29 protein-coding genes are annotated in these 24772 nt (G+C 61.6%); 4 read left to right on the top strand and 25 right to left on the bottom strand.

Going from position 1 to position 24772, the window contains the following annotated elements; all coding sequences use genetic code 11:
* Positions 1-32: 32 nt before the first annotated feature.
* The 10 genes from ACZK3J_RS06210 to ACZK3J_RS06165 all read right to left on the bottom strand — a co-directional run bounded on the left by ACZK3J_RS06210 (position 33) and on the right by ACZK3J_RS06165 (position 9910).
* On the bottom strand, positions 33-1943 hold the full coding sequence (locus ACZK3J_RS06210) for a type IV secretion system DNA-binding domain-containing protein (protein ID WP_024957454.1): 1911 nt from the start codon (positions 1941-1943) through the stop codon (positions 33-35).
* Entirely contained in the window at positions 1921-2940 is a 1020-nt protein-coding gene (locus tag ACZK3J_RS06205; RefSeq protein ID WP_149500864.1) for an ankyrin repeat domain-containing protein, read from the bottom strand. Before ACZK3J_RS06205 ends, ACZK3J_RS06210 begins: the two co-directional genes overlap by 23 nt.
* Before the next feature lie 195 nt (positions 2941-3135).
* Positions 3136-3258 carry a hypothetical protein gene (locus ACZK3J_RS06200; RefSeq protein ID WP_255313069.1) on the bottom strand — a complete coding sequence of 41 codons (123 nt, stop codon included), beginning with the start codon at positions 3256-3258 and terminating at the stop codon, positions 3136-3138.
* 270 nt (positions 3259-3528) lie between these two features.
* Positions 3529-4059, bottom strand: a complete 531-nt coding sequence (locus tag ACZK3J_RS06195; protein WP_049419277.1) for a hypothetical protein — start codon at positions 4057-4059, stop codon at positions 3529-3531.
* Between the two features lie 85 nt (positions 4060-4144).
* On the bottom strand, positions 4145-4759 hold the full coding sequence (locus ACZK3J_RS06190) for a TraM recognition domain-containing protein (protein WP_478476964.1): 615 nt from the start codon (positions 4757-4759) through the stop codon (positions 4145-4147).
* 809 nt (positions 4760-5568) lie between these two features.
* Entirely contained in the window at positions 5569-7158 is a 1590-nt protein-coding gene (locus ACZK3J_RS06185) for a hypothetical protein (RefSeq protein WP_478476574.1), read from the bottom strand.
* 2 nt (positions 7159-7160) lie between these two features.
* Positions 7161-7655 (bottom strand): hypothetical protein, encoded by a 495-nt coding sequence (locus ACZK3J_RS06180; RefSeq protein ID WP_024957450.1) that lies wholly within the window; start codon positions 7653-7655, stop codon positions 7161-7163.
* Between the two features lie 64 nt (positions 7656-7719).
* Complete coding sequence (locus ACZK3J_RS06175; protein WP_049419281.1) at positions 7720-8868, bottom strand: hypothetical protein; 1149 nt, start codon at positions 8866-8868, stop codon at positions 7720-7722.
* Positions 8869-8934: 66 nt separating this feature from the next.
* Entirely contained in the window at positions 8935-9543 is a 609-nt protein-coding gene (locus ACZK3J_RS06170) for a hypothetical protein (RefSeq protein WP_049419283.1), read from the bottom strand.
* Between the two features lie 34 nt (positions 9544-9577).
* Positions 9578-9910, bottom strand: a complete 333-nt coding sequence (locus tag ACZK3J_RS06165; protein ID WP_130519073.1) for a hypothetical protein — start codon at positions 9908-9910, stop codon at positions 9578-9580.
* Between the two features lie 1085 nt (positions 9911-10995).
* Between ACZK3J_RS06165 and ACZK3J_RS06160 the strand changes: the two genes are divergently transcribed.
* Positions 10996-12045: a hypothetical protein gene (locus ACZK3J_RS06160; protein WP_478476573.1), complete on the top strand. Its 1050-nt coding sequence runs from the start codon at positions 10996-10998 to the stop codon at positions 12043-12045.
* A gap of 21 nt (positions 12046-12066) precedes the next feature.
* Here ACZK3J_RS06160 and ACZK3J_RS06155 read toward each other — a convergent pair whose 3' ends face one another.
* From ACZK3J_RS06155 to ACZK3J_RS06105, 11 genes are all read right to left on the bottom strand, one after another.
* On the bottom strand, positions 12067-12615 hold the full coding sequence (locus ACZK3J_RS06155; RefSeq protein ID WP_425524961.1) for a hypothetical protein: 549 nt from the start codon (positions 12613-12615) through the stop codon (positions 12067-12069).
* Positions 12616-12640: 25 nt separating this feature from the next.
* Positions 12641-12763, bottom strand: a complete 123-nt coding sequence (locus tag ACZK3J_RS06150) for a (2Fe-2S)-binding protein (protein ID WP_425524960.1) — start codon at positions 12761-12763, stop codon at positions 12641-12643.
* A 264-nt stretch (positions 12764-13027) separates the two neighbouring features.
* Positions 13028-13936 carry a toll/interleukin-1 receptor domain-containing protein gene (locus ACZK3J_RS06145; protein ID WP_049419290.1) on the bottom strand — a complete coding sequence of 303 codons (909 nt, stop codon included), beginning with the start codon at positions 13934-13936 and terminating at the stop codon, positions 13028-13030.
* 511 nt (positions 13937-14447) lie between these two features.
* Positions 14448-14663 carry a hypothetical protein gene (locus tag ACZK3J_RS06140; RefSeq protein ID WP_024957697.1) on the bottom strand — a complete coding sequence of 72 codons (216 nt, stop codon included), beginning with the start codon at positions 14661-14663 and terminating at the stop codon, positions 14448-14450.
* Positions 14650-14868 (bottom strand): hypothetical protein, encoded by a 219-nt coding sequence (locus tag ACZK3J_RS06135; protein WP_024957698.1) that lies wholly within the window; start codon positions 14866-14868, stop codon positions 14650-14652. The genes ACZK3J_RS06140 and ACZK3J_RS06135 overlap by 14 nt, the downstream gene beginning before the upstream one ends.
* Before the next feature lie 338 nt (positions 14869-15206).
* Positions 15207-15431 carry a hypothetical protein gene (locus ACZK3J_RS06130; protein ID WP_139726877.1) on the bottom strand — a complete coding sequence of 75 codons (225 nt, stop codon included), beginning with the start codon at positions 15429-15431 and terminating at the stop codon, positions 15207-15209.
* Positions 15432-15751: 320 nt separating this feature from the next.
* On the bottom strand, positions 15752-16306 hold the full coding sequence (locus ACZK3J_RS06125) for a hypothetical protein (RefSeq protein WP_139726876.1): 555 nt from the start codon (positions 16304-16306) through the stop codon (positions 15752-15754).
* An 11-nt stretch (positions 16307-16317) separates the two neighbouring features.
* Positions 16318-16905 (bottom strand): ParA family protein, encoded by a 588-nt coding sequence (locus ACZK3J_RS06120; RefSeq protein WP_139726875.1) that lies wholly within the window; start codon positions 16903-16905, stop codon positions 16318-16320.
* Positions 16906-17102: 197 nt separating this feature from the next.
* Positions 17103-17573, bottom strand: coding sequence for a hypothetical protein (locus ACZK3J_RS06115; protein ID WP_139726874.1), 471 nt, complete (start codon positions 17571-17573; stop codon positions 17103-17105).
* Positions 17570-17815: a hypothetical protein gene (locus ACZK3J_RS06110; protein WP_139726873.1), complete on the bottom strand. Its 246-nt coding sequence runs from the start codon at positions 17813-17815 to the stop codon at positions 17570-17572. Before ACZK3J_RS06110 ends, ACZK3J_RS06115 begins: the two co-directional genes overlap by 4 nt.
* The gene (locus ACZK3J_RS06105) at positions 17812-18039 is read right to left on the bottom strand and encodes a hypothetical protein (RefSeq protein WP_139726872.1); all 228 of its coding nucleotides are present in this window, start codon (positions 18037-18039) and stop codon (positions 17812-17814) included. The genes ACZK3J_RS06110 and ACZK3J_RS06105 overlap by 4 nt, the downstream gene beginning before the upstream one ends.
* 120 nt (positions 18040-18159) lie before the next feature.
* On the opposite strand from ACZK3J_RS06105, the gene ACZK3J_RS06100 reads away from it, so the two are divergent.
* A complete protein-coding gene (locus ACZK3J_RS06100) occupies positions 18160-20088 on the top strand; it encodes a type 4 pilus major pilin (RefSeq protein WP_478476569.1) in 1929 nt (642 codons plus the stop codon).
* 39 nt (positions 20089-20127) lie between these two features.
* Here ACZK3J_RS06100 and ACZK3J_RS06095 read toward each other — a convergent pair whose 3' ends face one another.
* The 4 genes from ACZK3J_RS06095 to ACZK3J_RS06080 form a co-directional block, all read right to left on the bottom strand.
* On the bottom strand, positions 20128-22080 hold the full coding sequence (locus ACZK3J_RS06095; RefSeq protein ID WP_114618598.1) for an ATP-binding protein: 1953 nt from the start codon (positions 22078-22080) through the stop codon (positions 20128-20130).
* 119 nt (positions 22081-22199) lie between these two features.
* Positions 22200-22694, bottom strand: a complete 495-nt coding sequence (locus ACZK3J_RS06090) for a hypothetical protein (protein ID WP_478476567.1) — start codon at positions 22692-22694, stop codon at positions 22200-22202.
* A gap of 74 nt (positions 22695-22768) precedes the next feature.
* Entirely contained in the window at positions 22769-23152 is a 384-nt protein-coding gene (locus ACZK3J_RS06085; RefSeq protein ID WP_114618597.1) for a hypothetical protein, read from the bottom strand.
* 1 nt (position 23153) lies between these two features.
* Entirely contained in the window at positions 23154-23972 is an 819-nt protein-coding gene (locus tag ACZK3J_RS06080; RefSeq protein ID WP_197593394.1) for a hypothetical protein, read from the bottom strand.
* Positions 23973-24078: 106 nt separating this feature from the next.
* Here ACZK3J_RS06080 and ACZK3J_RS06075 point away from each other — a divergent pair, with 106 nt between their 5' ends.
* Complete coding sequence (locus ACZK3J_RS06075) at positions 24079-24465, top strand: helix-turn-helix domain-containing protein (RefSeq protein WP_024958708.1); 387 nt, start codon at positions 24079-24081, stop codon at positions 24463-24465.
* The gene (locus tag ACZK3J_RS06070; RefSeq protein ID WP_136191685.1) at positions 24459-24770 is read left to right on the top strand and encodes a hypothetical protein; all 312 of its coding nucleotides are present in this window, start codon (positions 24459-24461) and stop codon (positions 24768-24770) included. The genes ACZK3J_RS06075 and ACZK3J_RS06070 overlap by 7 nt, the downstream gene beginning before the upstream one ends.
* Positions 24771-24772 lie beyond the last annotated feature (2 nt).

The raw sequence follows: 24772 nt of genomic DNA, 5'->3' as shown, positions 1-24772 counted from the left end.
ATCTACCAAAACCCAGCGACTCCACAACCCCACTACTTGCGGAAGATGGCTTCCAGTTCGTCGTCTGAAACGGCGCGGAGCTTCGGCGGCGTGGCACCACGTTTTCGCAGCTCCGCGGCGGCCTGGTCGGCGGTCATCTTCAAGACCCGCTGGACCTCTGCAGCGCTCTGCGCGTCGCTCGGTGGCATGGGCTTTTGCTCCACCGGGCGCGCCCCCTGTTGGGTCCACGCGGCGCGTTCCTGGCCGTCGCGCGCGTGCGGGTAGCTGACGCCCGGCCAGTCCAGCAAGAGTGGGTCCCGGCTTGTCTGCACAATGGCCCGGATGCCCCAACTCTCGGAGCCATAGGCGCTGCCATTGCGTGGGCCCAAGTCGTCAGTGAGCCGCCCCGGCGGAACAACGGCTTTCGACTCCTCGTGGACGGTCGCCTTGTCATCATGCGTGCGCCACGCCACGGTGCGCTTGCCCAGGTTCCGGGAGACTTTTTCCCGGGTCTCGCCGATTTGGAGATGGCAAATAATGTGTGTGCCGACCAACCCTGAAAAGGCTTGCGCGGTCTTGTCCCCATAGACCCTCTCGACCTGTGACCAATCCTGCACGGCCATGCAGGCCACCACGCCTTTTGAGCGTCCCAAGGCCAGCAACAGCTCGATGTTGAGCTTGCCGGCGGAGGTAAGCTCATCGAAGAAGAACCCCAGGAATCGCCCGGTTTCGTCATCTGGCAGCGAGGGGCCGATGATTTCCGGCACCGCGACGTTGATCATGGCGGAGATGTAGGCCTTGGTTAGCACCTCATCAGGACCTGATTGAACAATGACCTGCTTGCATCCCGTGTAGTCGTCCTTGATCCAGTCCAGCATGGAGAACATCTGCCCAGGCGTGCGCTCGGGCCATGCCAAGGCTAGGCGCTCGATAACCGCGGTGCCGTTGGCGAGCACGGCGATACAGCTGCTGGTGGTGTTCGAATCGGGATTGGAAATGAGAGCGGCGGCTCGGGGGTAGTAGAGCGACAGTGCTTTAGCCATCGGTTCAGCGGGACGGGCAACCAACGCGGCCAACTCTGCCCACCCCCAGTTCTTGCCCTTCGTGGCCTGGAGTTCGCGCACGCACCCTTCCAGCAAGGCTTGCGCCGCAGACGCCCAGAATGCGCCGCTGCCCTCCTCCGGGGGGATGATGCTTTGGGAGAACGCGGCGGCTTGGGCTTGCGTCGCTACGTCCCGGCCCACGTCCCAGATCCAGCTTCGCTTGTCGAAGGGGCAGACGATCACCGGGCGCTCGAAGATCGACGTAAAGTCTCCTTTGATGTCGTAGATGAAAGCCTTCTTGTCGAGCCGAACAACCTGTTCCAGCAGGTGCTTCAGGATGACTGACTTGCCCATTCCCACGGCTCCATAGATGAACATGTGACGGGCCAGCAGCTTCTTGCTGACCACCCAAGCCGGATGTAGTGACAACGCATGCCGCTCGCCCCTCTGCTCCTTCTTTGTAAGCGAACGACGCCGGGCTTCAGTCAGGGCCTCTTTCCCCTGCAACAGTTGAGCGCCGGACACATGCCAGGTATTTGAGCGCGGGATGAGCCCACGCCGCGTCGCCCAAATCGACGCCCACCCTGCCAAGCCCGCCGCAACGCCGACCCGTGCCAACGTGCCAAACGTTGCCTGCTCCTTGGCCACCTCCCAGAATGCGGCGGCAGGCTCTCGGAATGAGATCGTGCCGGTGGCAAGGTTCCCCAGCGCCGCCAGGCTGCCAGTCAGTGCCTGACCGAAGTTCATCAGTGAATGTGATGATGGGATTTGCCAGCCCAGCCAGAGAGCCGCGGGATAGGTCAGCGCCGCGACGCATGCCCCAGACAGCAGGGCCTGGGGCCAATAGCGGACGGCCCGGCTTGGCTCGATGCTCGACGGGACCGTCCAGCTCCAGCAGTCATAAACCGTGGACTTGCTCACGTGCCTTCTCCCGGTGAGCGTCGCCCGGCTTGCGCCCCTCACGATCCAACTGCCCAGGGTCCGCGCCTGCGGCCATGAGCTCCAGGCAGCACTGCGCGCGTTTGTGTTGGGCCGCCACATGCAGGGGAGTCTCCCCGCGGGGGTTCCCCAACGCTGGATCCGCGCCGGCCTCAATCAACCGACGAACGATGCCGGGGTGGCCGTGGCGCGCGGCGAGGTGTAGCGGCGTCTCGCCGTTGGCGTCGGGCACATTGGGCTCGGCCTGCATGCGCAAACAGGCCTCCACCCCATCCAGGTTGCCGGTCGTTGCGCTCTCGCAAAGCCACGTCTGCCAAGGGGCTCCGTATAGCCCCAAGTGCGGGGCGTGCGCATGGGCTGCTGCCAGCACCTGGCTACCATGCATGGTGTTCAGCGCTTCTCCATAGGTCGCCTTGACGTGGTCCGCCGCCAACCGGGCTTGGGCATCGGGGACCTCAAACCGCCGGAGCAGTTGGGCGATGTCCAGAGGCGGCTGAGACGGCACCGGCAGTTCAGGCAGGACTCGGAGGGCCTGGAGCTGCTTCGCTGCGGAACGGTTCGACTGGACCTGGTCGATGGATTCCCTCAGCTCTCTCAACAGCCCCTCCCGCTGCTCGGCCGGGAGCAAGGCGTAAGCGGTGGCCAGGGGCTTGTGGCCCAGCACGCCGGCATGGATGGCTGCGTCGAGCGGGTGAGCGGATAGGTCCGGATCGACCTGAAGCAACGCAGCGTGGCCGCCCTGCCCCAGCTCCAGGGAAATGCGGTTGGAGAAACGGCTGGGGGTCAGCACCCAGTCAAAGCCCGCGTCGGTCTGGGTGTCCAACCCGGAAACCTGGGCTTCTCGGCAAAACCGCGTGGCCAGGTCCAACACTTCCCGCGCATCGGCGGCAGCGGCGGCCTCGTGATGCTTCCCGTAGAACTGGGCCAGCGTCAGGGGGTGCAGAATGGGATGAAGCAACGGCTCGTGGGGACGATTCAAGAAATCGCCCCCACCTGGGTTGCCTGCTGGATTGTCGTGTTGGGGTTCCATCCCCTTTGCATACCGTCTTTTTCGGTTTTGGCAATCAGCAAGCGATCTTGAGGATGAAAGCCGCGCCAACCAAAACCCCGGTTTGTAGGAAAAGCGAAACGGTGTGCAGATCCATCTGCTCCAAATCCCCCCTCAACCAGGCCATCAAGCCAGCAACCCCGCCACGTTGGCGGCCACGTAGCTCACCACCGAAAACGAAAGCAAGGTGATCAGCAGGTTCCCCACGTTGTCCACGGCGAACTCGTAAGCATCGGCAAAAATATACATAAGGGCCTCCCCCGGTTGTGTTTGACTGATTACAGTCAACCACATCCCATAAAACTGGCAACCCTAAAAATCTCGATTGATCGACACTTTTGATGTTTAGTCAAACCTTTTTTTCTCTCTTCCCCAGATGATCAACCCCCACCCCGCTTCTTGCTTTGAGCCGCTTTTTCCGTTTGCTTTTATGGGTAGATCGATCCACTCACAAACAAGGGAACGTGCCCAACAAAAAGGGCCCCGAAGGGCCCTGGATGCGACACGGGGAATGGACCGTCATTGACGGTAGATGTTCTTCTGGACTTGGGCCTCGTGCTTGTCCCAGTCGAAGCCCGCCTCATAGCGCTTCATGAAGTCCGCTTCCTTCTTCGCGCTGGCGGCGTAGTGCGCGTAGCCCAACTTACCAGGCCCCATGGTTTGCTGCCGCTGGGCCGCAGTCAGCATGGGGATGTTTTCCCCCAAGGATTGCCCTCCGTCCTTCTGCTGGCGCTTCTGTCGCCATTCGTCCACGGTGCTGAACACCACTTGGGCGTGCTTGTCTTTGGGCGCGTCTTCAGCGCGCTGCTGCACCTGTGCGTGCAACCGCTCACGCGCGTCGGTGATCTCGTCGGGCTTGGCTTGCTTGGCCCAGTCCAACACGGCTTGTTGCTTCTCCTGGATATCGGCCTGGTCCTTCGCCAGCGACTGGTCGAAGGCTGCTTTCTTCTGCGGTTGGTGGTCGTTTGGACGCTCTCCGGCCAGCTTGGCTCGCCGTTTATCGCGAGCGCCCAGCAGGTCGTTCAAGGCATCGAGGTGGGCATTGCTCATAAAGTCCTCCTTCAAGGAAATGGGTGGTTAGGTCAGCATTGATCGATTTTGGGAAAGGGCAAGGGTTGCCTTGCCCTTTTGGGGCTCAGTCGTTGGGCATCATCTCGGCCAAGTCCGTGCGGCTCACGCCTGCTCGGCAGAGCGAGACAATCGCATTGCCACGTGCAGCGGTCAGGGCCGGGTATTCCTCTTCCAGGAAGAGCGGCAGGACCTCCCGCTTGCCCCCTGTGGGCATGTCGATGTCCCGTGCCAGCTCCTCTTGGCCCACCGTGTCTTCAGCCCCGACGCGCCATTTGCGCCCCGTCGCCGGATCCACGCGAAGCGCGCTCAAGCGGCCTGCGCCCTGCATCAGCATTTGCTCGTAGGCCGCTGCGTAGGGGTGGTTCGGATCGTTGAGAACGCTGTGGCGGAAGTTGGTCAAGCCACCCGAGAAATCGATGCCACGCGTCGGCTCCTTGAAGGTGGTCAACTGAGCCTTGCCCAGCCGCTTCATCAAGTAGTTGCGTGTGACAAACGAGTGGTTGAGCGCGACGACCGATTGCATGGTGTTGGCCAGCAAATCGGCTTCGTTCTCCGACCCGTAGGTGTTGATAAGGCTGTCGTGGCCCTGCACCGCGATCACCGGCATCAACCCCAGGCTTCGGGAGGTGCTGAAGAGCAGCACATCGTCCGAAGTCAGCAGCAAATGCGCCTCGTCCATCATCAGCAGCACGTCGGTTTGGCCCGGCAGCATTTCGCGCCACTTGTCGCCGTGCGCCCCGCGTGCCCGAATGCCGTTCATGACACGCTGCTTGAGCAACCGCTGCATCATGTCGCCCGCTTCGCCGAACTGGGTGGGGGGCAGGAACAAGCCCACGAACTTCCCGTAAAGCGCCTGAGAGACGTCCACTTCCCCACGTTCGACGGAATGCCACGGGATGTCATCTGCCGTCCGGAGCTTTTCACCCCGAAGCAGTTTTTCGATGAGCCCCCGCGAGTTCAACGTGAAGGACTGGCGCTGCTCTTTATGCATTGCAGGAACGCCCAGCAATGCCCATTCCAGCGAGCTTTGCAGCTGGGACATGGGACGCAGCAAGTCGGGATGGACGGTCTCGGACCGGGTGGCCAAGCGGTTGTGGTAGTCCCGGGAGTAGGCGGCATAGGCCTCCCGCTCTTCGTCAGTGCTAGACGTATCCGGGCGCTCCAACCCCAACCAGTTCACCAACTCCAGCACGCGAGCGCTGGCAATCTCCCCGCCACGCGGCGTCGGCACCACCTGCTCAACCATCGCCAACAGCTTGGCATGGTGGAATGGGGTGTAGAACCAGTTCCGGGAAGCCTCCGCCACAATCGCGTAAGTGCCCATTTGCTCTTCCACGCGAGCCAGCGCCGCTTCCAGGTCTTCCAACCCCAAGCCACGCTTCTCCAACTCCTCCCGCTCCAGCAGCATAATCAACCGGGCGTGCTCCAACCCTTCCAGCTTGGCGATGCAGAAGTCTCGGTAGGCCTGCTCGTGCTCGCATGCGGCCTTCAGGATGATGCCGGTGTGGAAGAGGAACGCGTCGCCGCCGTCGCTCCAGAGCTTGGACTTCTCATCGACCTTGCCACCGGTCGCGCCGCGAAGGGCCTTGGTGATTTGGTCGGGCTCCAGGCCCTCGTAGGGGGCCACCGACATGCCTGCGCGCACGACGATATCAAACGCGTCCTTGCCCAAATCGGAGATGATCGCGCCGTCCTTCGCGTCGAGGATGAGTGCTCCCCCCCGCTGCGCTTCGCATCAAGAACGGTCTCGCCCGCGGCGCTCCCCTTCAGTTCATTCCGCAGTCCTACGGCCAATGCGGACTCGCGATAGCGACGGGCCAACGGCCGCAGCACGCTGAAGGACTTGCCCGAACCGATACGCCCGTAGACGATCAGGCCTTGGGTCAGGTCGCGCCAGGACAGCATCATCACCGTGCCCTTGTCCGGCGCAAAGCCATGGCCGCGGTCGTTCAGGTGACCAGACGCTCGACCCACCTTCAAAAGCGGGGTCTTGTCGCGCAACGCTTCGGCAGCCTGCTGCTCGCGGGCCTTCACGTGGGACTTGGACAGGGCCCCCTGGGTCGCCAGGTTGTTGTCCAAGTTCTGCAGATAGAGGCGAGCGGCCGTTTGAACGAAGTTGCCTTCCGTGAACTGCAGGGCATACATGGCCGCAATCACAAACGCCACGGCCACGCCTATTCCGTCCGGGAGAAGGGAGCCAACCCCAACAAGGGCCAAGATCACCACCATCCACTTCATCATCTGAATGAAGCGCTCGGCGGTCCCCCCCAGCACGCCCCGGTGGGGATGCGAGGCCGCACTCAGGAAGGCCGCAAACAACAGCAGGCCAGGAATGGTCAAGATCAGAAGAACGATGCCCGCCATTTTGGCAAAGCCCGCAGCGACCGCCATCATCCCCGCTCCCGTGTTCATCGGGTCAACCGCTGCTTGCCCCATGCTGGCCGCGTCCACGTGGAGCGCGGACGACAACGCCGCCGAAGCGGTTGCAATCAGCACGGGCAGCACCATCAGGGCCAGGCCCTTGAAGGCTTCCTTCATCCCTTCCGCTTGCTTCAACGCAACAAAGTAAGGAATGGCAGCCAGCAGCACCACGTAACTAAAAACGCCAATGAGCGAGCCCAAGAAGTATTGAACCGCACCAATCAGCGGGAAGGCCAGATACATCAGCGAGGTTGCAGTGCTGTCGCCGCCCAGCGCCATGTCGTCCCCCAGCACGAAGCCTTCGGCACGACGTCCTTCCTTGGTGATGATCATGCGGGCCTGGGTGTTGCGCAGATCCTCCGGAACCTTCGGCCACCACGGATGGAACTGGTCCAGATCCAGTTCTTCGGGCACAACCAGTGCCATCTCTTTCTCGTCGAAAACCGCGCCCGCTTGGACCGCCATATCTACATCCTCTGGGGGAACGTCCAGCACGCGGCTCTTCACGCGGTCGCTCACGTCAAAGCGCCCGACCAAGTTTTCGTAGCGGTCATTGCCGTCCAGAATGATTTGCTCCAGCGTGCTCGACGCTTGATCGTCCTTCTTGAACAGCTTGCGGCCAATACCGACCGTCCAATCCATCAGCGATAGCAACATGCTCAGTGCCTCCCGTTGTTGTTGTTGTTGGTTTGAGATAGCGCCTGACACGCCACGATTTCCTGAGGCGTGATGGTGCCGCTCGTCCATTTCTTTTTGCACTCGTTCAACGACAACGAGGGCGCGAGTTGGATCGCCGCCGGCGAAGGGCGTGTTCCTTTCACTTTGTTGACGACCAATGCCCCAAAGCAAAGGGCCACGCACGCGGCCGAGGTGACAAGAAAGCCGGCTTTGGACACATGTTTTTCGCTGGCGTGCCGAACCTGGCTGGCGCGCAGGGCGTCCATCCTCCAGGCATCAAAGTCCCCATCGTTTGCCACCGGCATCTTCCGGTCCGCCCGCAGGTAGTAATACGAGGTCAGGACGTTCTCTCGGCAATCGGAGAGCCCAAATCTTTCTGGGTTACCAATGAAAAATCGCCCATGCAGGTTGAGCCACTTCGATCCGAAGTGGAGCTTTCCGGGCTTTCGATACTGCGTAAACAACCACCCAAACATTTTTCCTCCCATCTTTCATGGATACACATTCTTTCTAGCAAGGCTTTCGATAAGCGCAAGCACCTCACCTGATCTTTTCTGCCCACGCGTCGATATCGCTGTTGGCTTGGTCCTGCCAATCGTTTTTCGGCTCGGGTTTAGCAACAGGCTTGGGGGCCGGCTTGGGCTTTGCAGCTGGTTTCGAAACCGGCACCGGCTTTGACGCCGGGGCAGTTGCCGGGGTCTGGGCCTTAGGTGGCTCTGCCAGCACCGGGGCTTCCACAACCGGGGCAGCGACCGCGGCCTTCTCTTCCACCGGGGCAGTCACGGGCTTGGGCTCCTCGACCTGGGGCGGCGCGGATACAACCGGAGCAACTGGCACGGCGACGGGGGCCGGGGCAGTCACTGCTGCAGCCGGTTTGTCTTGGAGCGGAACGGTTTCGCTGGAGCGGTGAGTGGTCCACCACGCCAACGCCCCACCCAGCACAAGGACGGCCACGCCCGACCCAGCCAGAAGTTGCCAGCCCTTCTTGTTGCTGGCCTTCGCCGACGCCTCACCGGCCGGATTGGCCTTGAGGGCTTCCGGTTTCACCGGGGCCCGGGTCGACGTCGCCTTGGGGGCCGGTGCCGGGGCTTGAGCTGACTTGCTCGGTTCGGGGTTCGGAACAGACGGGGCCACCAGCTCGGCCGGCACTGGAGCGGCAGGCGTTGCGTCCACGGCTTCACTGACGGCAGGCGCAGGAGCGCTGACCGGCTCTTTGATGACAGGCGCGGGGCCTGCTTCTGGTTCTGCTGTCGGCTCGGGAACCACCTCCTCAACAACCGGCTCGGGCGCTTCGGGAGCGGAATCGGTTTGAACGGGCTCGGGCTCAACCACCCGCGGCTCGGGCTGGGCAGTCGCTTCTTGCTCGGCCAACGCCTGGGCGCGCTCGACTTCCAGGCGCGCGTTCTCTGCGGCTTCGGCTTCCTTGCGCGCCTTGGCCTCTTCCGCACGCCGGGCCAACGCTTCTTGCGCCTCTCGCCCCTTCTCAGCGGCGACCGAGGCCGCTTGCTTGGTTTTGTCTGCCAAGGCTTTGCCAAAACTTGCAGCCAGCCGGCCTGCGGTTTTCAAGTTTTCTTTTGTCGCATCGCTGACGAGCTTCTCCGCGTCCGTGGGGGCGGTGGTCTTGGCTTGTGCTGCTTTGGCGAGCAGCTCGCGCTGCTTGCGTTGTTTGATGAGTTCTTCGGGTGTCATGGTTCCTCCCAGGCGCTTGAAAAAGATTTGAGCCAGGGGGCTTTCGCCCCCCAGCTCTCGGTTGGCTTAGCGAACGTCGGGGATCGGCGAAACCGTGATGGCGTAATCGCCCCGGCCGCACTGGTCATCGACCGTGGCGTTCTGAAGCGCACCGCGCTTTGCCAGCTCAACGACCGGCACCTGGCACACGGCGGCATCGGCACCACTGAAGCCAACCGTCAGCTTTTCTTTGCTCGCCTTGAGCAACGCGGCCAGCTTGTCCAGCGTGGCGCCGGTCTTGGCACTCACCGGCTGCATGTCAGCGGCCGGGTAACGGATGACCAGCTTGTCCAGGGCTTCGGCCTGGCCGTCCTTGGTTTCGACGGTCTTGGTATGCACCTGAGCATCCAGGCCAGCTGCCTTGGCTTCGGCTTCCAGTTCGCGGAACTCCTTGAGCTGGGCTTGATAGGACGCAATGCCTCCGACAATCGCCCCAGCAGCGCACACCGTCAGGGCCTTGTCTTTCTTGCCGGTCAGCAGGGCGATGCCTGCACCGGCAGCGCAGCCAATCCCGCCGGCCTTGAACAGGCGCAGCTTGTTGGTCTTTTGGGGTTCGGGCCGGGTGCTGTCCTGGGCAAACGAAAGCCCCGGAGCCAGCAACGCGGCGATGGTGAGAGTGAGGATGAAACGCTTCATGGGTATGCCTCCTTATGAGGTAGTGGGGAAAGGGTTAGAGTTTTGGAGGCAGGAACGCCGAGGTAGCAGCAGAAGCTCGACTGGGTTCGGCAGCCGGTTGCTTGGAGAGGGTTTCGGCGTCGGGTTCTTGCTGCGCCAGGAACTGGGAAAACGCTTGAAGGGTTTTCACCACCAGTTCTTCATTGGCCTGGAGCGCCGCGCTCTGCTCTGCTCGCAAGTCCGCCAGCGCGCTTTCTAGGGCAAGGGCATTCCGCGTTTCGGATTCGCGGACCGTGGCTCGGATGTCGCCCAACGCATCGGACGCTTCAAGCCCCTGAACCACGCCCCGGTTTTTCTCCAGGACCGCCAGGCGCAAATACTTGTTCAAGGAAACGCCTTGTTCTTTCGCGCAATACCGCGCGCTCTCCAACTCATCGGGAGCGATGCTGAAAGATTTGGTTAGAAGCGACGGACGACCCACTTAACCCCCTGCAATGAAAATCCACACCCATGGATTAGCAAAGGATTTAAGAAGCGCAAGTGGGCTAAGCCGTTTTTCTTCTGTTTTTCTGGGGTTCCGGCCATTTTTCAGCCGAACGGTTGGCCAAGTTGTTAGCCAAGACTGAAAACAAGGCGCAGCAAGGCCTGGACGGGTGGAAAGGCGCAGCGTTTCTAGCCAAGCCGGAAAAACACTTCAGTGCGACTTGTGTATGGCCTACTCCCTTCACCCTTCGGAAAACCTTGAACGGTGAATGGGCAGCCAACCTCTTCCCTCGCAGTCCTCCCCAAGTTTTTGCTCCCCCGCTCTTGCCCTTCCGCTTTTCCCCGGTAGAAGTTTAGGAAAGCCCCAATCCTCAACCCAACCGGAGCCCCCTATGCCCCTCACTCCCGCCACGCCCAGCCGCTCAAAAAAGTTTTCGCCAGCCCCCGTAGCCTGCCTCCCCACCCATCCAGCTCCCCACCTCTCCACCGACGCCGCACCCCCTGTCTCAGAAATCGGGGACCGCCGTTTCCCCCACGCCCCAGCCCTGTCCCAGTTCGTTTTAGTCAAGCGGAGGCCAGCATGGGATCGCGTGAGTGGTTGGGTTCAGTCACGCTGCTCGGGTGTTCTGAAAGCCCTGCCTCCATCTGTTTTAGTCAACTTTGCTCGGGGGTTCTGGAGGACGACTGCAGGGGCTATTGGTTTTGGTTCGGGTGCCTGGAAAGCGTTGACCCCATCCGTTTTAGTCAAGCGAGTGGCCTCGGTTGAAGTTCACTGCCCCCCGGTATTCGATCAGCGGTTGGGGGGCCAGTGCTGGTCTGGAAATGTTTCGGGCAAGCGGGCTCTGGGTTTTGGATCGGCGGTCGCTGGGGAGGTTCGACAGGCTCGGCAAAGCGTTTTAGTCAAATCTTTTTCAAACTCCTGCAACGCCCCACTGCCCCTGTTCTGCGATCCGGTTGCTGGGCCTGCGTTGAACGGCTGGGGGGTGTTCCGTGTTTGAGCTGCCCCCCTTCTTGGATGCCATTGCCCGAGCCGATGCCCCGATGGAAGGCAAGGCCAACGGGTGGCAACGCAAAGCAGGACTGGCAGAGTTCGGTAACGCCTGCGCCTTCTGCTCCGGTCCACTGGACCTGTCCTCTCCCAAGTCCTGGACGGCTACGTCGCTGGTGCCCGCGCAACTGGGAGGCCCCGTCGGTGTCGTGGAGAACTGGGTGCCTGCCTGCCGCCCTTGCGCAGCTTCCAAGGGCCTGCGAGACATCGTGAGCTGGAAAGAGTGGAAAGCGTCGGCGCCCCCTGGCCGTGTGGCCATGCTGCTGGATAGGCGTCGTTCGGCGTTGCTCTACGCGGAGAATCACTTCACCCCCCTATCGCGTCACTCGAAGCGTGAGCGCGTGCTCTCCTGCCTGGCCGCGCGTTTCGCCAAGCCCCGCTTCCGCGTCTATGCCTGGTTGGGTGAGGTGGATGGAGAGCGCGTGGGCTTGGTGGGCTGGAGCACCCGGGCTGGGGATCCGTCCGCTGTTGGTGAAGCCCTGCTGGCGTTACGAATGAGGGACGGGGCCGAGGTGCTGGCAGAGGGCCAGGTGACGCTTCTGCGGGTGCCGGTAGACGCGTTCCTGAGGGCCGTGTGGTCGCTGATTGAAGACCACGGGATCGTCGTGCAGCTGGACGTGCCAGGCGGCGGCCCGCTCGATGCAAACGACTGGAGAGAGTGCTGGCGCCACCGAGTGATGGACCCTGTCAGTAACCACAAGCGCGTTCCGATGGCCGGCGGCCCGTCGCTGCCTCATGCTCCCAAAGTGCTGTCCACCAACCCGGATTCCGTTCGCCGGCTGGCCCAGCTGCAGGCCGCAAAACGTGCTGACCGGTTGGATGAAGCAGAGCTGGCGTATCGCGAGGCTATGGCCCGGAAGAACAAATACCTGGAGCGGGTAAAGCGCGGCCTGGAGGCCCCGATGCCGCTGGACGAATACCGGGCGTGGAGCGATGAGGTTAGATATCTACAGACTGTCTGGGCGCGATTGGTAAACGAGAGCACGGGCTAACGCTCGGCGCGAAATGCTGGCCTATGCACCAATGAGGTATTCGTTGCCCTTGATCTTCTGCAGGTAGGCCCACGTCCCAGACAGCGCCAGATTCGAGGGGGTTGTTTGCAAGCGGAAGGCGCGATCACGGTAGGCATCACCCGAGTCGCAGTAGGCGGTGATGAAGTCGTAGCCCTCCTTCCCATGGAAGCGGAACCGATCCCCTTCTACACACTTCAGCAAGGCCTCGGGGAAGCATTCCAGCACCTTGCGCCTCCCGAACTTGACGGTCAGCGTCGGCGGCCCGTCCTCGTCAAACACCACCTCGTATGAGCTTGCTTCGATTTTAAGGAGCTCGGACAGGTGATGGATGGTTCCATAGCCGTCGTTCTCCACCTCACCACACATGATCGCCATGCGAGCCACGGCCGGGAAATGCTCCCAGCGCCAGTTCTGAATCCTGTGGGGATAGGGGAACCAACGCTTCTCCAAGCACTCGGGCACTAGCGCGTGAAGTTTCTTAGCGTTGAACCGTGGGATCCTCGAAACAATGGAGTCGGCTTGGGCGATCAGACCGCGGATCTGCTCCACGTCGAGGCTCTCCCCTTTCAGCCGCTCATCTGGGATGCCGTGTGCCTTGAACGCCTCTTGCGAGGAAGGTCTGGCCACCTCCTGGTAGCCGGTATACACGGCAGCAGGATGCGCGTTGCCGTCCTGCCCCTTCTCGACCAGCACGCACATGATGTGAATGATCGGGTCGTCTCGCGTCACGCCAGTTGTGTCGCACTCGACCAGGAGCACGGGGAAATCGATGGGCTTGTTCCTTGCCATTGCCAACCTCCCCTGACGGCACCTGATTTGCGCGCTTGTGCTCACATCCTACTACGTGTTGACCAGGTGCCGCCTCTCCTACTCCCCCAAGCCTGGGCTGGCGGTTCGCCAGAGCCGGCCTCTCACGATGAGGTAACGGCCGTAGGAAGTGTTTAGCGCCACCTCACCGCTTTCAGAAAGAAGGCCTTCTTCCGATCGGCGGTATAGGTGGCACCGCGTTGTGCAGGTCTCTCACAAGCTCCTGAAAGTTACCATTGAAATCCGGACCATTCGAAAGGTTGACGTAGAAACGCCCCCTAAGATTAGTTGGCATGTGCGCGGCATCCCTGGGATCGCGAATCACTGGAATGAACCTCATGGACAATGGATCGTTGGCGAGGTCCGCTGCGGTTACAAGGTGTTCGTAGCCGACACCACCCACCCTACCGTTCGCACGATTCATGTAGTTCTCGGTGCAAACGACAATCACGCGATCGCATGCTGCCGACTGCTCCATGAAGTGAGGCAGATTCTGGCCGAACCTCAAGTGGGTCCTATCAGATATCGCATCGATTCCGTTCATCCTTAAGGCGTTGACCAAGTTCCGCACCCATTCGATGTGCTCGGGGGAGTCCCACGAATACGAAACAAATACCTTAGGGGGTGGGGTCTGATCGTTCTCAAGCAGCCCGTATCGAAGCAGGACATCATAGAGATCAGCATCTTTAACAGCCCAGTGTGTCCGGGTGTGCTCCCAGCTTCTATCTGCGGCGACATCAAGCGCGGCAAACATCTCGCGAAGAGCCAACGCGGGAATAGGGCTCACACTCGCATCGAAAGACCACGTAATACGCACGCCACCATATCGAACTTGTATATCGTCAATCTTGCCAACACGGGCAGGAAGGCCGGCCTCGCGACCACGGTCTTCATAAGCAAAGAGCGCAGGAATGCCTTTCAAATATTGGATAGTTTGTTGATCTAGGGCGCCGAACCGATCAATAAGAGGCTGTGCCGTGTATTCCAGGAACCTGGCTAGCTCAAGAACGAACTCGTCCTGATCCCAGGTGCCCTCCTGGTAGACCATCAGCAAGTTATACATGCAAGATCCTAACAACTTCCAAACATTGAGTATGCCTGCAACTCGGCCTTAGGAAACGATCGGCACACGCTGGGCGCCCCGAGCGCACCTGCGCCGGTCCCAGCCGCTAGAAGGTTAGTGGTTGGTGCAGATGCTTCCCGCTGAGTGCTCAGGCGCCCTCTCAAGGCTGCTCAGTTCTAGGCACCGGTCCACCAACTGCCTCATCGCCTCGCCCAGCGAGATCCCGGCCACCCGGGCATCCTCCACTAGGCGCTTGGCCACCTCTTCGGTCACCTTTGGGTCCGGCAGAATCGCGCCGTAGCGCCTCCCATCCGGCCCATGCTGGGCACGGGCTCGGGGCCCGAACGGCTGGCGGATGTCGGCATGGGCGGCCACCAGGGCAGCCAATGCACTGCTGGCCGTGAGCCCCTGCTGGCGAGCGAGAGCCCGGAATGCGGCCGCCTTGGCCGGGGCAATGCGAACCGTGGGCAGCCGGCGCGGGGCCGGCTGCTTGGGTCGGATGGCGTAGGGGTTACGAACCACGAGCGATCTCCTGCAAAACGCTATTGCTCCTCTTTTTTAAATCTTCTTTGTGGAGCTTGAGAAGCTCTCGCATATCTAGGACATGCGCATCGCTTTCAATCAGAACGTTGGATGCATCGACGTAGATCAGCTCTTTCTTCGGTCCAGACAACCGGCGCGGGGCCGGTTGCTTGGATTGGATGGCATAGAGCTTAGGCATCTTCATCCTCGCCCTCCTGTCCGTAGGCCCAAACAAAACGCGTTTCATCCACGATGCGCATGTTGCGCCAGCCCAGTTTCTGCTCCAGATCTTCCATGCCGGCTTCGGCTTCGGCGAGTGTCGAGTATTCCGCGTTGTCGATGGGCTCCCAGTTGCTGCTCCAGCTGTTGGTGGAGTAGTCAGCTTCGATGGTGAAAGTGTTTTTTTGCATGGCGGTTACCTTTTTGGCCTTTTCGGTCAGCGGTATTGCTTTCCTGTAAATCCAGGTTACGACAGGCCCTGAAAATGTAAACTCAAAAACAACACATTTATTTGACTAAAGTGTAGAACTGACGGGCAACCGCAGAAAACACACAAACCCTGAAACGCCTCACGTTTCCAGCCAAGCACCGGGCCCGGCGGAAGCCGAGGCCCCACCCGCCTTTCCTCCACAACGCTTTTGCTCTAGCCGCTTTTGCCGTTGCTCTTTCCACCCGCCGCCAGCCATAAAAAAGGCGACCCATGGCCGCCTGTCTTTCACTGCCACCCGAGGGATGGCGTAGGACCTGCTCATAGCTCTGCAGCGATTTCCTCGTGATCCAACGCTTCGGAAACCTCGGCCAGGGTGGCATACCCGCGGAGACTGGATTGGTGTTTCCCGTCCGAGAGTTCCCAGCGCGGCATGGCTTCGCAGTTGTTGGCGGCTTCCATTTTGACGTGGAGCCCAGCTTCGGAGAGTCGCAGTCCCAAACGGGCGGCGCGGTTTTCGAGGGTTTGGCGGCGAGGGGTTTTCATGATGAATCCTTGTTTGGTTTTCAGGTCAGCGGTATTGCCTCCCTACAAATCCAGGTTACGACAGGGCATAAAAATGTAAACTCAAAAACAACACATTTGTTTGACTAAAGTGCAGAACTGACGGGCAACCGCAAAAGACACCAAAACCCTGAAACACCTCACACTTCCAGCCAAGCACGGGCCCGGCGGAAGCCGAGGCCCCTCCCGCCTTTTCTCCACAACGCTTTTGCTCTAGCCGCTTTTGCCGTTGCTCTTTCCACCCGCCGCCAGCCATAAAAAAGGCGGCCCATGGCCGCCTGTCGTTCACTACCAACCCAGGGCTACCGTTGTTTCCTCGCCCGCCCCACGATGGCTTTCCGAACCTGTCTCCGCATTGGATCCAGGTCATCGGTTGCCGTGGTCACGACGAGGCGACGCTTGCTCTTTTTGAGCTCCTGGCAAGCCCAGGAAGCCAGCGCAATGAGCGCGGTGGTGAGAATCGGCTGTTCTTCCCCGGTGACGTCCTGAATCTGCTCCCGGAGCTTGGGCGGCACGGTGACCATCGTTCGCTCCACACGCGCCCCGTTCTCGTCGCGGTAGTCGAACATGGTGGAGTCGCGTCCCACGTCCAGATGAACCCTCTGGCCGTCCCGCAGGTAGGGCCGCTCCTCCGAGTAGTCGAAATAGGTTCTCCGCCCAGGCGCGTCCCCTGCAGCCACCATCAGCTCTGCCAGCTGCTCCTCGGAAAACTGGTCCAGATCAATGAGCGGCGCATACGTGCGTTGCGGCTTGGCGTGGACCACTTTCGCGGCTTTGGACAGGTCTTTGCGGGCTTTGGCAACGGCGTTCTTGGCGGGGGTCTTCTTGGCAGCCATGAGGTCCGGCAGGGGCAGCATTGGGAGCTCCATCATGCCTGCCCCCGGCCCGGGTTGGCCAACCTTTTTTGGATAGCCTGACCTACCCGCAAAATGTCTTCTCGGGCCTTGTCCACCCCAGCTCCTCGCATGGAGAACACGGTTTCCCCCAGTTCGTAATAGCTGGCCAGTGCTGCGCGTTCGGGAATGACGATGGCGCCTGCCAGGCTGGGATCTTCCAGCCGGCGGCGGTGCTCCGCCCGCTTGAGGTTGACCCGATTGGCGACCGGCAGGAAGGGCTTGCCCTGACGTCGCAGCGTGTCGATGGTCCGCAGGTAGACGACGTAACTGCCCCCGTCGAGCAGCGTTGGGACGATGTAGAGGTCCGCGTCCGGCAGCTGGTCTTTCACTGGGGCGCTGGGCGGCAGGTCTTGAATCTCCAGGTCGAAGCCTGGGGATGAGGCACGGCTCACGGTGAACGGCGTTTCCCCGTCGCTCATCGCTGACCACGCCACGGAACCGCATTGCGGGTCGCGGTCGTTGACGAGCACGCGGGATTGGCCGGCAAACGCGGCGGCGAGGTTGAGCGAGAGCGTGGTGCGCCCCACACCCCCTTTGAAGCAACAGACAACGAGACGCATGAGATGGGCTCCTTTTATGGGTAGGTCGTGCAACACACTACGATGCAAACCTATTCCCGCAAGAGCCATGCAGCGAGGGGGTTTCAGCGGTGCAGACGTCTTACGTTCAGCGACCCTGGGGCCCGGCGGAAGCCGTGGCCCACCCTGCCGTTGTCTCCACCCCGCCTTTCGGCGGCGAGTAGCCGCCGGCACGCGCTTCAAACCTCTTCAGCGACCGGTTGCTGAGTCTTGATGAACGCTGGGTGGTAGCGGTGAAGGTGGGTGTTCATCAAATTTGCGGTATGGCGTGCGAACCATGCCTGCATGGCCGGGCAAAGAACGCCCCCGCAGACCTCCGCCAGCGTTTGGCCGTCTGACACCTGACGCCGCTCCAGCTTCCCCTTGTGCCCCCGTCGCACGACGAAACGCTCCCCAATCCGGACCAGCGGGTTGGCCCCGGCGTCCATGAGCGCTTCGACCATCGCGGCATAGCGCGCCGCAAGGATCCGGTCCGACTGGATGGCTTTGGAATACATGACGCTCGCGACGGCCAACGCGGTGATGCCAGGATCACCGGCCACGCCAGCGTCAAGGTCGGGCGTCCCCTTGAGTGTGTGGAGCCACCCATAGAAGGCCAGCGGGTCGTTGGTTTGGATGGCCCTGATGAGGCTTTCGGTCCCGGCACTCATTGCCCACCTCCCAGAACCCCGATGAGCACCAGGGCCACCAGCACGTAGAACGGCACCAGCACGATGTTCCACCATGCCTTGGAAACCTCTTGCAGCACGCTTCCTTGGCGATGCTCCGCCGGCAGTTGATAGAAGCGCACCAGGGCGCGCCCGGCGGAGATGGGGTTGGCGACCAGGTCCCGGTAGAACACCGCGGTGCTCAGGACACCGACAAACAGCAGGGCCATGTTCAAAATGCTCATACGAAGCGCTCCTCTTCCTTCTTCCAACGCCGCTCATGGCGGGCGCGGGTGGCCAAGCGCTGGATCCTGCGGTGTTTGTCGGCCAGTTGGTTCAGGCCATTGGTGCGGTCCAGGAACCGCGCGGCGGTGTGGAGTTGGAAATGCGCCAGGTCGGTGCTGGCAGGCTCGACGGGATGAATCTTCATGTCTTCACTCTCTTTTTGTGGATAGGTCGGTTTACCCATTAAACCGCTCCTACACACGATCCAACCACATCGCCAACCGATGTCAACCCATTGATTTGAAAGATTTTTGACTAAAATCAAGAACTGCCGTCGGGGCTTGTCAAAACGCGGTTGTGTCGCATGCTGAAGTGCATGACACCGCATGCCCGCCCTCGCCGCCGTTCTTCCGCTCCAGGCTTTGGCCTGGTCGAGTTGCTGCTCGCATTGGGTGTTGCCACGGCCATGGGCGCCGCCGCGTTCTGGGTCTACCCCCGCGTTACTACTCGGGTCAATGTGGCGTCGGACGTCGAGAACGTTCGGGACCTGGCCAGCCGCGTTGATCGGTCCCATGGCGTCATTGGCTCGTTCCGCGGCGTCAGCACGTTGAACGTGCTTGAAGATGGGCTTGCCCCCGCCGACTTCCGCCAAGGCAGCGCAGTGACCATGAGCAACGCGTGGGGCGGCGCAGTGACCGTGTCCCCGGCCACGGTGCGCTTGGCGGGGGATGCCTTCACCGTGGGGCTGTCTGGGCTTCCTGCGCGGGCCTGCGTGCCGTTCGTCTCCGCCATCGCGGACGACGTGAACGTGCGGGACGTGATCGTGGGCAACACCAGTGTTTTGCTGAGCAACCGAGGGAGCCTGGACGTCCCCGGCTTAGGATTGGCGTGCGGGGTCGATGGGGCCGTGGTCGAGATCGTCTATTACTCGGGCATGGTGGCTGGGTCGTCGGTCGCCGTGGTACCCACGCTTCCCCTGCCCTCCACGCCCGCCGTCCCTGGCCCTTCAACGCCGACCCCGGCGGGGCCCGTCACTGGTGCGCCCAGCGTGAGCGATGCGGTGCCGGGCGTTCCTGGGAACGTGTCGCCAAGCCCTGCAGTTGCTCCTTTCCCGGCTCTTCCACCGCTTCCTGTTGCGCCCAGCGTTCCGGTGCCTCAGCCGCTCCCAACGCCGGTCCCCACCCCGGCTCCGCCGGCCTTGGTGCCGTGCCGGCAATCGGAAAGCTCGGCGGCCCGGGCGAGCTGTCCGGCGGGCACGTGGGGCACAGAGACGGTGCGCACGCGCCAGGTCTGCGCTCCCGGCGACGTGTATCCAAACTCAGACGCTGCATGGGAGCATCCCGAGGCCTGGGTTCAATCCCAGAGCGTGGTGGCCGTGACGGCGAGGGATTGCCAGGCCTGCCCTGGAGCCGCCCAAGAGCAACGGGATCAATGGCTGCCCACTTCGCAAGCCTGCCCGTCAGGCCAAACCGGCACGCATACCTGGGAGCGGCAGCAGGTCAGATCGCGGGACGTGTTCACCCACTGCCCGTTTGGCACCACGACCCTGCCCGGGCCCACTTACGGCGGCTGGTCCCACTGGGTGGATACCGGGGCTCGTCGCTACGAGGTCAACACGTGCAAGCCCACGGCCGCTCGCTGCAGCGATGGGAGCTTGCAGGTTGTGGCGTGGCACTCGGCCGATGGGCAGGACGTGCCGCCGCCCTCGGGTTCGAGTGGCATTTCTTACTGGTATCCCGACGCCGTGGTGCGCCTGACAGCAGCGGAGAAAGCAAAGCTCGACTGGGCCATCAACCACGTGCCCATCCACCGGGTCGAGACGCCTGCACCGATGCCCGGCAACTGGCCCGCCAACGTGAGCGAGTCGGCTTTCTATGAAGAGCAATGCAACGCGCTTTCGGACGCTGGGAACATCCGTTATGCCTACTCCTACGATTTTGAGTGCGTCTCCAACATGGGCATGCACTACTGCGACTACAACTGGACCAGCGGCGGCACCTCTTTGGCCGTGTGCCGCCAGGCCTGCGCGTCCGATCTGGTCGGCAAGAGCAACAACCCCTATCGCTGGGAGTGGCCTGAGTCCTCGGTGGTGGCTTCGACGCCCTACACCACCTGCACGGGCCAGCCTGGATGCACGCCCAACGGCGGTTTTGGCACCCAGCAAGGCCTGCCGGCGTGCAACGAGCACAACGTGGGCCAGACCATCGCTTTCAACTGGTATCGCCAGTTCTACAACCCCGTGCGGGTGGATTACCAGTCGCTGACGCTGACGTGCAGGGGACCTGTGAGCTAGCGGCCAGAGGCAATCGTCGGACACGCACGGAACAGTGCACTACTCAGCTGGGGGCACGAACGATGCTTGGCTGGGCGTCCCCATGACCTTCTGGACAAGCTCGTAACCAGAGACCTCCTCATAACGGGAGGGTATTCTTGCTTTGAGCCCATGAAGGCGCCGATTCGCCGTCAATGCGAGCTGGTTGTAAGTGGTCGCCGTGACGCGTCCACGCTGGGCTCCGTTGTATTCCCGGTTAGTGACGGTCGAGATATTGGATGCGACCGAATGACCGACCACGAAGGCATGGAAGAAGGGAACCCCTTCGATGCCTCCGCTGGAGACAAGCTCATCGACATACTCAGCCGCTTGATTCATCTCTTTGCGACCGATTTCAGAGCGCCCTTTCTTTAGCTCAATGAGTAGGACATCGCGCATCATCACCAGCTGATCCCTGGCAGTATCGAAAGTCTCCGTCCCAACAACAGAGAGTGTCGCATCGGATAGGACGACAATGTCAGGGCGTTTCGCTGCATTGGCAAACGCCTGTCCACCCTTTCTGACTTTGAACAAGCTGGTGGCGACGGTGCGCAGGGTATTGTTCGACGCATACTCCGAGCTATCGAACTCAGGACCAAACAGCCAACGCGCCTGCGTCACGAGCGGGTGGAGGGTGTGCAGCTCGTCAGCCTCCGGGTCGCCGCTGAGCTTCTCCATGGCCGCAATGATGGACAACCGACTGTCGATCTCGTCCAGAACGGTAAGTGCATCCTCCACCGTCCACTGCCCCAGCAACCTGTCGAGCCCGTCGATGTCGTGCTCACCCAGCTGCATCAGTTTGTCGAGGAAGCTTGAACCGCTTCGTGCCTTTTGAATCTTTATGACTGCCTTGACGACCTTGTTGAGCGTTTCAGGCGGTATGCCTGGTTGGTCATGCACCACCGCCTTCGTGAACTGCGCCACTTCAAGCATGGAACGCCTAGGCAGCGTGCGCAGATCCTCTCGATTCTTGTAGAGTGCGTCCTCTGAGTTTTCTTCAATCAAGTGGGCCGATAACTTTTCGACCATTTCCTGCGCATACCCGTTGGCCGCTTCGAAAAGGCGATCGGTGCGCTCGGTATTCTTGAACTTCGACCAGTCTGGTTCGACTTCGGACAGCCACTCTGCCCCACACTCGATCACGATGGCATAGCGCTTCGCAAAGCGCACCCGCCCATCCAGAACGGCCATTGGCCCAACGGTCCAACTCGGCAGCCCCACCAACCGATTGCTCACCCAGAATGCCACGCCTTGGTAACGCGTGGATTTGGCCGTGCGCGTTGTGTCCACCACATACGCGGTGACGCCAAAGCCTGGTTCAACCTGAATCTTGCGCTCTTCTAGAAGGCCCTCATGCTCAGACAGAGGGACGGACTGGCCGTTCACCGAAACGATGAACTGCGGATCGTGTAGGAAACGTCCCGACAAGACCGTTCTGATCCGATCTGGATCCGGGCGGTGGCGTTCAACCTCTACCAACAACCGGGTGCCATGGCCGGAACGGGTGCCTGTTTCATGGCTCTGGATGTAGAACGGGGACGGCTGATTTCGAGTGCCGATCACGAAGGTTGAGAGAACGCCGTTCGTCCAAGTTTCGACCGTGTAATGATCAGAGAAGCACAGAAGGCCATGGCGACCAATGCCGTTGCGCCCGAAGGCCATGCGCACCCAATCGCGACGCCCCGACGGAAACTGGACGTTCGCCCCTTGGCTTCGATGCCGGTTGTATCCCAAGGTCATCCAGCGCTTGCGAAACTGATCCTCGGTCATTCCATGGCCATCATCTTCCACCGACAGCAAGCCACCTGTTTCCTCCGGGATGATCACGGCAACCTTAGCCGCTCCCGCATCCCATGTGTTGGCCACCAACTCGGTTAGCGCTACATCTGGGTCATAGCCAATCCGCCCGAGTGACCGCAGCACGTAGTCTTCTTCAAAGAGAGCTTCGTTGGCTGCTTTGCCCTTCTTAGCCATGGGGATGTCCGCTAAATGCTTGATTGGTAATGGTTGCAAGACTATGCCGCCTTCTGCCGACTTTGGCAAAAAAGCTAAGCCCTACCCATCTCACCTGCCGCGACGCCAGCGGGCGCGTGTTAGCTGGGGAGTGCGGTTCTATCCCACGCGCGCTTGACCCACCCCAACACGACGGCCAGCACGCCGATCAGGAACACGCCATACAGCCACGCGCCGTAGAACGCCATCGTGGCCACCTCTCCATACACGGGATGCTCTGCATACTTGAACCCCAGAACGGCGGCCGCCACCACCGTCACCACGCCCAATCCGCCCCCGAGCAGCGCCCCTTTCAGGAAGCCGTGCTTCCGAAAATACGGCATCCGCCCCGTTCGGACGTGCCAGTCCCAGAGCCGCTGAGCCCGGAGATGGAGCGCCAGGCAAAATGCCAAAAACGCGAAGACGAGCGCACCGGGCACACAACAGACCACGCCGATTAAGAAGTCGCGCTTCATCACCTCCAGGCCGGCCGCCAGCCCAACCAGGCCCAACGGGCCCAAGATGACGCTAGGGAGGATCAGCGCGGATGGGCCCGGCGGCGCATACACAACTTGCTGCGGCGGATAGCGGTTCATATGGTCCTCCCCTGTTGGATGGCTGCACGCTTGATCGAGACCGGCGTGCAGTCAAGCGGTGGACTGCCGCCCGTTTAGCCCGCGGACGTCCCTTCGTCCTTCACCTCGACCGGCTGCCAGCCCTCGCCTTGCGGGCGGAACACTGCACGCAGCTTCGGCTTGAGGGTGCTCGGCTCATCCTTGGTGGGCTGGCCGCCGATGTAACCCAGGGCCTTTACCGACCCGCCGATCAAGCACTCTTGATCCCCATTCGGCTTCTTCTCGCAGTCGAGATCCAAGCCGCCCGCGTCGGTCACTTCAAACCGCCAAGAGCGCTGGAGGGTTGCCTGCCTCCCCTGCTCGGTGAAAAAGCCTTCCACGACCTTCACCCCATCCTCCTTTGAGGGGCCCTTGTCGCCAGAGCAGGCGGTCAGGGTCAAAAGTGCCGCTGCTGCGGCCACGATCAGTGCGTGCTTCATGTCATGCGTCCTTGTCTTTGGAAGGGGTGATGCCGATGATCTGGTTCTTGTAGCCGATCTCGAGGCGGTCGATTTGGAGAACGATGTCGGGCAGGCCGTTGGGCTTCAACCTGCCCTCCACGACCTTGAAAAAGATTCGGTCTCCCGTGGCGTCGCGCCCCACCCGTCGCAGCTCGGCCGCGTCTTCCGGCTTCAATCGCAACGCGGCGTGGTAGCGCCCGCCATGCTCGACCCCGACCACCGCACTGCCCTTGCCCAACGGCGAAGGGCCGATAACGGCCGTCGGAAGAAAGTCAGGCGAGCGGGGATACCAGTCGTGGTTCATGACCAGCACGTAGGCGTGGAGAATGTTGGTCTTGGGGTCGATCTCCACGTCGATGTAGGGCCGCAGGTAGAACGCATCGGTAGAGGCGATCTGCCGCGCCTTGGCCTCAAACGCAGAGGCCGGATCGCCTTGCAGGCCTACGCGTTTGAACTGGTGCCCCCATGAGCCAATGCAGTGGGTTCGCATCGCCGGTGCCAGGGCAGCGCCGGCCTTGGCCTGGGCAAAGAGGTTGTCTTCGCACATGCCGAAACCGGCCGACGCGGTGGCCGCCAAGCCCCACCGGATCCGGGTGTAGCCGTCGAGCACTGGAGGGTCGCCGTCGTCCCAGTAAGTGCCTGCCGGCTCCAGGTAACGCTTGGTCGCCGGGGCCGAGGCGGCGTCCTTGCCCGCCTGCATCAACCCCTTGCCAATCCTTCCCCAAATGCCGTCCTGGGCGGTGGCCGTCCCGCTGGCCAACGCCAGGCACACGGCCACGGCTGCAATCGCTTGCTTCATGCATCCCCCTGATCCCGGCCACCATGGCCTTATTTGCCATTTTGGCAAATGCGGTGCAGCATGGGAAGCGGCAGACTTGGGGATTGTTCCCGGTTCGTGATCGCCCATGCCTGCCCCTCTCGCCCCAGCTCACACGTTTGGCCGCCGCTTGCGCGAGGCCCGGCTGGCCAAGGGCCTGACGCAAGCACAGTTGGGGGCCGTGCTTGGGTTGGACGAGGAAAACTCCGCCGCTCCCAGGGTTTCTCGTTACGAGAGAGGAGATCGCGTGCCGGATCCTGCAACGATGGAAAAGCTGGCCCAAGCACTTGGCATGCCGGTCGCCTATTTCCATGCCACAAATGATCTAGTGGCAGAGACGTTGCTGGTGATGTCGCGGCTTGAACCCGAACAGCAGCGAGAGCTGCTGACGAAGGTGAGGGATTACGCCCAGAGCCGTGGCGTGGCCATCCTCCCGAGTAGCGACAACGATCTCAGGGAAGAGAAGACATGCTGAAACGACTTCGACGCTGGTGGCTGCAGCGGGATGCGCCAAGCCCGATGGCACCGGAGCAGTTGCAGGCGCTGATGGACATCAACCTGCTAGAAATCCAGTTGGCGGCATTGGACGCCCTCAAGTCCTCGACGCCAGCCGCGGAAGCGGCCAGACTGCGATCCCATGCTTGGCTCGCGTCGATGCGTGGGCAAGGCCCGGTCGGGACGCCGAACTGGAGCGAACTGCGGGCTGAAGCGCGAGCACTGAACCGTGATCTGGCAGCCGCCCTGGCTGCCGCCCAGATCGATGCCCCCTCAGAGGCCTGATC

Source organism: Stenotrophomonas sp. 86428_Sma (genome assembly GCF_056481585.1).
The sequence above is the reverse complement of the archived record's forward strand: the minus strand, read 5'-3'. Positions and strand labels throughout refer to the sequence as shown.